General features: G+C 74.7%; 7 protein-coding genes. 6 read left to right on the forward strand and 1 reads right to left on the reverse strand.

Annotated features, from left to right (window positions below):
• Positions 1-1,869, forward strand: a 1,869-nt coding sequence (locus GQS09_RS23770; RefSeq protein ID WP_165989549.1) for an AAA family ATPase, incomplete at its 5' end; no start/stop codon positions are given.
• Between the two features lie 165 nt (positions 1,870-2,034).
• Positions 2,035-3,261, forward strand: a complete 1,227-nt coding sequence (gene ftsY, locus GQS09_RS23775; protein ID WP_165989551.1) for a signal recognition particle-docking protein FtsY — start codon at positions 2,035-2,037, stop codon at positions 3,259-3,261.
• Between the two features lie 169 nt (positions 3,262-3,430).
• On the opposite strand, the gene GQS09_RS23780 is transcribed toward ftsY, so the two are convergent.
• Positions 3,431-4,186 (reverse strand): bifunctional DNA primase/polymerase, encoded by a 756-nt coding sequence (locus GQS09_RS23780; RefSeq protein ID WP_165989553.1) that lies wholly within the window; start codon positions 4,184-4,186, stop codon positions 3,431-3,433.
• 634 nt (positions 4,187-4,820) lie between these two features.
• Between GQS09_RS23780 and GQS09_RS23785 the strand changes: the two genes are divergently transcribed.
• The 4 genes from GQS09_RS23785 to GQS09_RS23800 form a co-directional block, all read left to right on the forward strand.
• Positions 4,821-6,356, forward strand: a complete 1,536-nt coding sequence (locus GQS09_RS23785) for a hypothetical protein (RefSeq protein ID WP_165989560.1) — start codon at positions 4,821-4,823, stop codon at positions 6,354-6,356.
• Positions 6,357-6,752: 396 nt separating this feature from the next.
• Entirely contained in the window at positions 6,753-8,090 is a 1,338-nt protein-coding gene (locus tag GQS09_RS23790; protein WP_279577786.1) for an ammonium transporter, read from the forward strand.
• The gene (locus tag GQS09_RS23795; RefSeq protein WP_165989558.1) at positions 8,087-8,425 is read left to right on the forward strand and encodes a P-II family nitrogen regulator; all 339 of its coding nucleotides are present in this window, start codon (positions 8,087-8,089) and stop codon (positions 8,423-8,425) included. The genes GQS09_RS23790 and GQS09_RS23795 overlap by 4 nt, the downstream gene beginning before the upstream one ends.
• Before the next feature lie 124 nt (positions 8,426-8,549).
• Positions 8,550-10,434, forward strand: a 1,885-nt coding sequence (locus GQS09_RS23800) for a [protein-PII] uridylyltransferase (RefSeq protein WP_165989562.1), incomplete at its 3' end; no start/stop codon positions are given.

The following is a 10,434-nucleotide window of genomic DNA, read 5'->3' on the forward strand; positions in this document are numbered from 1 at the left end:
CGCACCGCGGTGCCGCTGCCGTCGCCCGCCGGGGAACGGCCGGTCGCCGCGGCGGACGGCGTGCCCGCCGTCTCGGCCGAGGGGCTGGTCAGCGGCCCGGAGGGGGTCGCCGCGGCGGCGCGGGCGCTGCTGCGCGACGTGGCCGTGGTGGCCGGCCTGGAGGACGCCCGGGAACTGCTCCGCCACCGCCCCGGCGTCACCGCCGTCACCGCCGAGGGCGATGTGCTCGCCGGCCACCTGGCCCGCGGCGGCTCGGCCGGGGCGCCCAGCCTGCTGGAGGTGCAGGCCTCGGTGGACGAGGCCGCCGCCGAACTCCGCGAGCTCTCCGCGCGCTGCGGGCACCTCGCCACCGCACTCGAACAGGCCCGTGCCCGCCGGAGGGAATGCGCCGCCGCGCTGGAGGAGACCGGCCGCCGCCGGACCGCCGCCGACCGGGAACGCTCCCGGGTCGCCCAGGACCTCGGCCGCCTGGCCGGCCAGGCCCGCGCCGCCGCCGGTGAGGCGGACCGCGCCGCCCAGGCCGTGGAGCGTGCCGAGGAGGAACTCGCCCGCGCCACCGCCGAGGCCGAGGAACTGGCCGAACAGCTCGCGGTCGCCGAGGAGTCCGCCGACGCCGAGGAGGAGCCGGACACCGCCGAACGCGACCGGCTGGCCGCCGGGGGCACCGCCGCCCGCCAGGCCGAAATGGAGGCCCGGCTCCAGCTCCGCACCCACGAGGAGCGGGTGCGCGGCCTGTCCGGCCGGGCCGACGCGCTGGACCGCGCCGCCCGCGCCGAGCGCGAGGCGCGGCTGCGTGCCGAGCGCCGCCGCGCCCGTCTGCGCCACGAGGCCGAGGTGGCCGCCGCCGTGGCGGCCGGCGCCCGCCAGCTGCTGGCCCATGTCGAGGTCTCGCTGGAACGCGCCGAGGCCGCGCGCCGCCAGGCCGAGCAGGCCCGCGCCGGGCACGAGCGCGCACTCGACGCCGAACGCCGCCGCGGCCGGGAGCTCAAGGACGAGCTGGACAAGCTCACCGACTCCGTGCACCGCGGCGAGGTGCTCGGGGCGGAGAAGCGGCTGCGCATCGAGCAGCTCCAGGCCCGCGCCCTGGACGAGCTGGGCATCGAGCCGGAGGTCCTGGTCGCCGAGTACGGCCCGGACCAGCCGGTGCCGCCCTCCCCGCCCGCCGAGGGCGAGGAGCTGCCCGAGGACCCGGAGCATCCGCGCAACCGGCCCCGCCCCTTCGTCCGCGCCGAGCAGGAGAAGCGGCTCAGGGCGGCCGAACGCGCCTACAAGCAGCTCGGCAAGGTCAATCCGCTGGCCCTGGAGGAGTTCGCCGCCCTGGAGGAGCGGCACAAGTTCCTCAGCGAGCAGCTCGGTGACCTGCGCAAGACCCGCGCCGATCTGCTCCAGGTGGTCAAGGAGGTGGACGAGCGGGTGGAGCAGGTCTTCACCGCCGCCTACCACGACACGGCACGGGAGTTCGAGGGTGTGTTCTCCCGGCTCTTTCCGGGCGGTGAGGGCCGGCTGGTGCTCACCGACCCGGAGAACATGCTGACCACGGGAGTGGAGGTGGAGGCCCGCCCGCCGGGCAAGAAGGTCAAGCGGCTGTCCCTGCTCTCCGGCGGGGAGCGCTCGCTGACCGCGGTGGCCCTGCTGGTCTCCATCTTCAAGGCCCGGCCCAGCCCGTTCTACGTGATGGACGAGGTGGAGGCCGCGCTGGACGACACCAACCTCCAGCGGCTGATCCGGATCATGAAGGAGCTCCAGGAGAGTTCCCAGCTCATCGTGATCACCCACCAGAAGCGCACCATGGAGATCGCCGACGCACTCTACGGCGTCTCCATGCAGGGCGACGGCGTCTCCAAGGTCATCAGCCAGCGCCTCCGCTGACGGCCCCCCGCCGGGCGGGCCGCCGCTCCCGTGCCCCCGCCCGGGGCGGCCGCGGCACGCGGCGGCGGGGCCGGTCGGTGCGGCAGGTGGCTGTCGGTGATACTGGGGAACCGACAACTGCCGGGGTGGACCACCGGCCCGGCACCCGGCTAGCCGAGGACACCGATGGAATACCTCATCCTTGCCGTGGCCATCGCCGTGATCGCGATCGCCGCGGTCAGCGGACTGGTCATCAGCGGACGGCGCCGCAAGGTACGCGAGGCGCCGCCTCCCGGGGCACCGGCCGAGGGCGCCGGGGCGCATCCGGCCGACACCCTCGCCCCCGGAGAGCCGCAGGTCGGAGAGGACGCGGCGCAACCCGTGGAGACCCCGCGCCGCACCATCGAGGACGTCGACCTGCCCGGCGGCTCCGCCACCGTGCCGCCGCCCGCGCCGCCGGAGATCGAGACACCCCAGCCGGCCGCGGGCCGGCTGGTACGGCTGCGCGCCCGCCTGGCGCGCTCGCAGAACGCCCTGGGCCGCGGCCTGCTCTCCCTGCTCTCCCGGGACAACCTGGACGAGGAGACCTGGGAGGAGATCGAGGACCTGCTGATCACCTCCGACATCGGCGTCGGCCCCACCCAGGAGCTGGTGGAGCGGCTGCGCGAGCGGGTCCGGGTGCTGGGCACCCGCACCACGGAGGAGCTGCGCGGCCTGCTGCGCGAGGAACTGCTCACCCTGATCGGCCCGGACCTGGACCGTACCGTCAACACCGCGGGTGGCATCACCGCACAGGGTGAGGAGCGCCCCTCGGTGATCCTGGTGGTCGGCGTCAACGGCACCGGCAAGACCACCACCACCGGAAAGCTGGCCCGGGTGCTGGTGGCCGACGGCCGCTCGGTGGTGCTGGGCGCCGCCGACACCTTCCGGGCCGCCGCGGCCGACCAGCTGGAGACCTGGGGCAAGCGGGTGGGCGCCCGCACGGTGCGCGGCCCGGAGGGCGGCGACCCGGCCTCGGTGGCCTTCGACGCGGTCAAGGAGGGCATCGCCGAGGCCGCCGACGTGGTGCTGGTGGACACCGCCGGCCGGCTGCACACCAAGGCCGGTCTGATGGACGAGCTCGGCAAGGTCAAGCGGGTGGTGGAGAAGCACGGCCCGGTCAGCGAGGTGCTGCTGGTGCTGGACGCCACCACGGGCCAGAACGGTCTGGTGCAGGCCCGGGTGTTCTCCGAGGTGGTGGACGTCACCGGGATCGCGCTGACCAAGCTGGACGGCACCGCCAAGGGCGGCATCGTGGTGGCCGTGCAGCGGGAGCTGGGTGTGCCGGTCAAGCTGGTCGGCCTGGGCGAGGGCGCGGACGACCTGGCCCCGTTCGAACCCGAGGCCTTTGTCGACGCCCTGCTGGAGGGATGACCCGCAGCCGCAGCCGCAGCCGCAGCCGCCCGGCGGCGCCGGATGCGCCCGCCCGGTCCGCACGGCGGGGGCCCCGGNCGGCGGCGCCGGATGCGCCCGCCCGGTCCGCACGGCGGGGGCCCCGGTGGCCGTGGCCGCCGCCGCTGCGGGCAGCGCTGCACCGGCAGCGCTACACGGGCAGTTCGCGCGGGAAGCGGGCGGTGCCGGCCCCGCCGCCCCGGGCCCGGGTGTGGCAGGTGTACGCCAGGGCACCGAGCAGCAGCCGGGCCTGCGGCGGCCGGCCCGCCGCCTCCGGCGAGGGCGGCCGCAGCCAGCGCACGTGCCCGTGCCCGCCGTGCTCCGACGGCGGCGCCGGCACATGGCCGCCGGGGCCCAGCACCCGCAGGTCGAGCAGTTCCAGCAGGCCGTCCGGCCAGCCCATCCGGTGCTGGAGCCGCGGCACCTCCTCGGCTGCGCCCGGCGCGACGAAGAACCAGGCCCGCCCGGCCGGGGACTCGGTCACCGGGCCCAGCGGCAGGCCCATCCGCTCCATCCGCAGCAGGGCCCGCCGGCCCGCCTCGGCCGGCACCTCGATCACATCGAACGCCCGCCCGGTCGGCAGCAGCACCGCCGCGCCCGGGGTGCGGGTCCAGGCGCTGACCGCCTGCGCCGGGGAGGAACCGGCCGGGATCTCCTCGCCCGCCGCCAGCGGATGCGCGCCGGGCGCTCCGCAGTCCGCTCCGCAGGAGCACTCCAGCCGGCCGCCCGGATAGCGCCGGGCACGCGCGCCGGGCCGCACGTCCCACCCCCACAGGGCGGTGTACTCGGCGGCGGCCGTGGCCTGCGGAGTGCGTGCCGGGCGCCCCGCGGGCCACAGCCGCCGCGTTCTCCCGGGCACCAGCCGCATCTCCCGGACCTCGCGCAGACCGCCGATCGTGAAGCCCATGCCCCCTCCAACGGGTCCCGGACGCCGATGGTTACTCTCGCCGGCCGCTCCGCTGTCACTCAGCCGAGTGGTCCGGTCACGCACTGACTCCCTGAGGACTGCCCAGTCCGGTGCGGCGGATCGCAGCCGGGCCGGGGGCACAGGGAGCGCACTGGTCGCCGCGCGCCCCCGCAGTGCTTCGCTCCGCCCCACTGCCGGGAGCGCTGTGCCAAGTGAATCGCGTCGCACGGGCGATAGCTTCATACAGAGGGGTGGCGAATGGTGGCGATTCCGTCACGCAGGTCGCCACCCCCGGCCGGCGGGGTTACGTTCGGTCCATTCGTCGACGCCCCGTCAGTTTTACCGGTCAACAACCGGTCGCCGACCGGGACTCCGCAGCCCGGCGGCCGGACCGGGCGGTCCGGAGGGACGGGATCCGGCAGCCCCGGATCGTGGGATCGTGGGGCGGCACGGTGCCGGGGAGCGCGGTCCCCGGGCATCCGCCCCGCCCTCCGGCACCGGACGGACAGATGCATAAGCGCAGCAGCGGCAGTGATTCCCGGCCGTGCCGGCCCCTCCCGGGCCGCGGCACGGGCGGCCGAACGACGACGACCTACGGCCCGCGGTGGCGGCGGGCCGGGATGGGGGCGTGACGGTGAGCGGAAACGAGGGCGGCACGACGGCCGCCAAGCTCCCCAACGAGCGGCTGGCGTCCTGGTTCCAGCGCAGCGGCTGGTCCAAGGGCGAGCTGGCCCGTCAGGTGAACCGGCGTGCCCGGCAGATGGGGGCCGGTCATGTCAGCACCGACACCTCCCGGGTCCGCCGCTGGCTGGACGGCGAACAGCCGCGTGAGCCCATTCCGCGCATCCTGTCCGAACTCTTCTCCGAACGGTTCGGCTGCGTGGTGACCGTCGAGGATCTCGGTCTGCGGGTGGCCCGCCAGTCGGCCGCGATCTCCGGCGTGGACCTGCCCTGGGCCGGGACCCAGACCGCCGCGCTGATCAACGAGTTCTCGCGCAGCGATCTGATGCTCGGCCGGCGCGGCTTCCTGGGCACCTCGCTCACCATCTCGGCCGGGGCCTCCCTGATAGAGCCGATGCAGCGCTGGCTGGTGCCCACCGCCGGCGGGCCGGACCCCGCCGTCCCCGGTGACGGGGGCGGGGGGGCGGGCGGCCTGGGCACGGTGCCCGCGCAGGCCGGCACCCGGCGCCGCCTGACCGGTCTGTCCGGCCCCGAGCTCGACATGCTGGACGAGACCATCACCATGTTCCGCCGGTGGGACGCCTCCAGCGGCGGCGGGCTGCGCCGCAAGGCGGTGGTCGGCCAGCTGCACGAGGTGACCGATCTGCTCCACGAGTCGCATCCGCCGGCCGTGCGCCGCCGGCTGTTCCGGATCACCGCCGAACTCGCCGCCCTGGCCGGCTGGATGAGCTACGACATCGGGCTCCAGCCGACCGCGCAGAAGTACTTCGTGCTGGCCCTGCACGCCGCCAAGGAGGCCGAGGAGCGGGCGCTCGGGGCGTACATCCTGGCCCAGATGAGCCGGCAGATGATCCATCTGGGCCGCGCCGAGGACGCCCTGGAGCTGATCCACCTGGCCCAGTACGGCGGCCAGGACGAGGCCACCCCGCGCACGCTGTCGATGCTCTTCGCCATGGAGGCGCGGGCCCATGCCTCCCTGGGCCAGGGGACCAGGTGCCACCGCGCGGTGCGGATGGCCGAGGAGACCTTCGGCGACATCACGCGGGACGACGGCGACCCGGACTGGATCCGCTTCTTCTCGCTGGCCGAGCTGCACGCCGAGAACGCCCACTCCTACCGTGACCTTGCCTATGTGGCGGGCCGCAGCCCGGCGCACGTCTCCCGGGCCAGGCCGCACATGGAGCAGGCGGTCGAGCTGTTCGGGGAGCAGTGCGCGCGTGAGGAACACGGACCGCACCGTTCGTATGCACTCAATCTGATCGGCCTGGCCACCGTGCACCTGCTGGAGAACGAGCCCGAGGCCTGTGCCGAGCGGGCCGGTCAGGCGATAGTGCTGGCCAAGACGCTGCGTTCGGAGCGGGTCTCGAACCGGCTGCGCAAGACCACGGTCAACGCGGCCCGGGAGTACGGCGACGTGGCCGAGGTGGTCTCGCTGCTGGAGCACGTCACCCAGGAACTCCCGGAGAACTCCGTCCGCCGGGCCGTCTGACCGGCCCCGCGGACGCCACGACCCCGGCCGCGGCCTCCACCCCGGACAACCCGACTCGGCTCCCCCATGCCAGGTCACACCGGGTGGCGGTCGCGGCCGGTCCGCGTACACCGGCCGCCGGCCGCCGGAGGGCACCGCGCGGCGCGGGATTCTCCCGGCCCAACGGGCCGCCGCAGCTTGCGGCTTCATCACGCTTGGGCGAACAGTGCGGCACACCGCGGCCCCGCCGTGCGGCGCGCCATGCCGAGTTCATGGGCGTGTAACACGCAGACGGCCATCGTCACGGGCGCGAAACATCGCCGGGCATCGCAGGAAACGGCGCTCTTGCAGCCTGAAGCCCATCCTGACCCGCCCAGATCCTGCCCGCACGGGTCGTTATCTCAAGGAGATCTCACCTTGACACCAGAAGAAATTTTGGAACAGGCGGCAATTCCGTCGAACATCGCGTTCCTGGTGATCTCGTCCGCCATGGTCATGATCATGACTCCGGGTCTTGCCTTCTTCTACGGCGGCATGATCCGGGTCAAGAGCGCCCTCAACATGCTGATGATGTGCTTCATCTCGACGGGCATCGTCAGCGTGCTGTGGGTCCTCTACGGCTTCACGGTCGCCTTCGGCGACGGAGTCAACGGAGAGGGCGGCGGCGTCCTCGGCAATTTCGACTTCGTCGGTTTCAAGGACCTGATCGGCCTGGACGGCACCGGTGAGATCATCACCTTCGCCCTCTTCCAGCTGATGTTCGCGGTCCTGACCCCGGCGCTGATCGCCGGCGCGCTGGCCGAGCGGGTCAAGTTCAGCTCCTGGATGATCTTCGTCACCGCCTGGGTCACCCTGGTCTACTTCCCGGTGGCGCACTGGGTCTGGGGCGACGGCGGCTGGATCAACACCCTGGGCGAGAAGGTCTTCGGCGGCGAGTACGACGTCATCGACTTCGCCGGCGGCACCGCCGTGCACATCAACGCCGGTATCGCCGCCCTTGCCGCGGTGCTGGTGATCGGCAAGCGGACCGGGTTCAAGAAGGACTCCTCGATGCGTCCGCACAACCTGCCGATGGTGCTGCTGGGCGCCGCCCTGCTGTGGTTCGGCTGGTTCGGCTTCAACGCCGGCTCCGAGCTCGCCGCCGACGGCGTGGCCGCGCTGATGGGCTTCAACACCATGGTCGCCACCGGCACCGCGATCTGCGGCTGGCTGGCCTACGAGCGCCTCCGCTACGGCGCCTACACCACCCTGGGCGCGGCCTCCGGCGCCATCGCCGGTCTGGTCGCCATCACCCCGGCCGGTGCCAACGTCAACCCGATGGGCGCCATCGCCATCGGCCTGGTGGCCGGCGTGGTCTGCGCCTGGGCGGTCAGCCTGAAGTACAAGCTGAACTACGACGACTCCCTCGACGTGGTCGGCGTCCACCTGGTCGGCGGCGTCGTCGGCACCCTGCTGGTCGGCTTCCTGGCCATGGAGGTCGGCGGCATCAAGCAGTTCCTGCTCCAGGCCCTGGCGGCCGGCGCGGTGCTGGTGTACTCCTTCCTGGCCACCCTGCTGATCGCCTTCGCGATCAAGGCCACGGTCGGCTTCCGGGCCTCCGAGGAGGAGGAAGTCGCCGGTCTCGACCAGGTGTTCCACGCCGAGAGCGGGTACGACTTCAGCCAGTCCGGCGGTCCGGTCCCGGCCGCCAGCGTTTCCTCCGCCGCCGCCGGCACGGCGGTCGCGGAGTCCGGTGAGAAGAAGGTGGACGCATGAAGCTCATCACCGCGGTCATCAAGCCGCACCGCGTGGACGAGGTCAAGGACGCCCTCCAGGCGTTCGGCGTGCACGGCATGACCGTGACCGAGGCCAGCGGCTACGGCCGGCAGCGCGGGCACACCGAGGTCTACCGGGGCGCCGAGTACACCGTCGACCTGGTGCCCAAGACCAGACTGGAGATCCTCTGCGAGGACGACGACGCCGAGCAGCTCATCGACGTCATCGTCAAGGCGGCCCGCACCGGCAAGATCGGTGACGGCAAGGTCTGGAGCGTGCCGGTGGAGACCGCCGTCCGGGTCCGCACCGGCGAGGTCGGCCCCGACGCCCTCTGATCCGCGCCGGGAGCCGCGCCCCGGCGCGGCTCCCGGCCACCGGACCGGGTCCGGCACCGCCGGAGCGGACCGCACCCACCACGCATCGACAACCACGGAACACACCATGGGAGCCGACGACCGCATGACCGCCGAGACGACAAGCAGCAGCTCCGGTAGCCAGGCGGGCCCGAACGGCTCCTACGCGGCGGCCCGGCTGCGCCTCCTCGCCGGGGAGGAGCAGACCGGGCCGCCGCGCCGTGCCGAACTCGCCCGGCTCACCGACCAGTGGCTCGCCGGCCTGTTCGGCGAACCCCCGGAGGGCGTGCGCGCCGCCCTGGTCGCGGTCGGCGGCTACGGCCGCGGCGAACTCTCCCCGCGCAGCGACCTCGACCTGCTCCTGCTCCACGACGGCCCGGCCGACGGGGGCCGCCCGGGCCGCGCGGGCCGCACGACCCGCACGGAGCAGGCGGAGCACACGCAGAGCGTGGCGGCGCTCGCCGACCGCCTGTGGTACCCCGTCTGGGACCTCGGCCTCGCCCTGGACCACTCGGTCCGCACCCCGGAGGAGGTCCGCACCACGGCCGCCGAGGACCTCAAGGTCCAGCTCGGCCTGCTGGACGCCCGCCACCTCGCCGGCGACGACACCCTCACCCAGGAGCTCCGCGGCGCCGTCCTCGCCCAGTGGCGCGCCCACGCCCCGGCCCGGCTGCCCGAACTCCACCAGATGGGCCGCGACCGGGCCCGCCGCCACGGCGAACTCCCCTTCCTCCTGGAACCCGACCTCAAGGAGGCCCGCGGCGGCCTGCGCGACATCACCGCACTGCGCGCCGTGGCCGCCTCCTGGCTGGCCGACGCCCCGCGCGAAGGGCTGGAGGAGGCCCGCAACATCCTGCTCGACGTGCGCGACGCGCTGCACCTGACCACCGGCCGCGCCACCGACCGGCTGGCCCAGGAGGACCAGCCCCAGGTCGCCGACGCGCTCGGCCTGCTGGACCCGGACGCCCTGCTGCGCCGGGTCTACGAGGCCGCCCGCACCGTCGCCTACGCCTCCGACGTCACCTGGCGGGAGGTCGGCCGGGTGCTGCGGGCCCGCTCCGCCCGCTCCGGCCCCGGCCGCCGGCTGCGCGGCCTGCTCGGCAGCCGCGGACGGGCCCCCGCGCCGGTCACCGAGCGCACCCCGCTCGCCGACGGCGTGGTCGAGCAGGACGGCGAGGTGGTGCTGGCCCGCGCCGCCCGCCCCGAGCGCGACCCGGTGCTGCCGCTGCGCGCCGCCGCCGCGGCCGCCCAGGCCGGACTGCCGCTGGCACTGCCCGCGGTCCGCCGGCTCACCGAGTCCGCCGCGCCGCTGCCGGTGCCCTGGCCGGCCGAGGCCCGCGAGGAGTTCGTCACCCTGCTCGGCGCCGGCCGGGACACCGTGCCGGTCTGGGAGGCCATGGACGCCGCCGGCCTGGTGGTCCGGCTGCTGCCGGACTGGGAACGGGTCCGCTGCCGCCCGCAGCGCAACCCCGTGCACCGCTGGACCGTGGACCGCCACCTGGTGGAGACCGCGGTGCGCGCCTCCGCCCTCACCCGCCGCGTGTCCCGCCCCGACCTGCTGCTGACCGCCGCCCTCCTGCACGACATCGGCAAGGGCTGGCCCGGCGACCACAGCAAGGCCGGCGAGACCATCGCCCGGGACATGGCCGCCCGCATCGGCTTCGGCGACGAGGACGCCGACACCCTTGCCGTACTGGTCCGTCACCACCTGCTGCTGGTGGAGACCGCCACCCGCCGCGACCTGGACGACCCGGCCACCGTCCAGCACGTGGCGCGCGCGGTGGGCAGCCGGGAGGCCCTGGAACTGCTGCACGCCCTCACCGAGGCCGACGCCCTGGCCACCGGCCCGGCCGCCTGGTCCGCCTGGCGCGCCTCACTCGTGGACGACCTGGCCAAGCGGGTCGCCGACGAACTGGCCGGCCCCGAGGCCGGCGGGGACGCGGCCGACGGCCCGCCCGCGCCGCGGCCCACCGCCGCGGCGGAGCGGCTCG

The organism is Streptomyces sp. YIM 98790 (genome assembly GCF_011421595.1).
In the GTDB taxonomy this organism is placed as follows: Bacteria; Actinomycetota; Actinomycetes; order Streptomycetales; family Streptomycetaceae; genus Streptomyces.

Coding starts and splice junctions, on each gene's coding strand:
- ftsY (WP_165989551.1), top strand. CDS start 2,035: ATGGAATACCTCATCCTTGCCGTGGCCATCGCCGTGATCGCGATCGCC.
- GQS09_RS23780 (WP_165989553.1), bottom strand. CDS start 4,186: ATGGGCTTCACGATCGGCGGTCTGCGCGAGGTCCGGGAGATGCGGCTG.
- GQS09_RS23795 (WP_165989558.1), top strand. CDS start 8,087: ATGAAGCTCATCACCGCGGTCATCAAGCCGCACCGCGTGGACGAGGTC.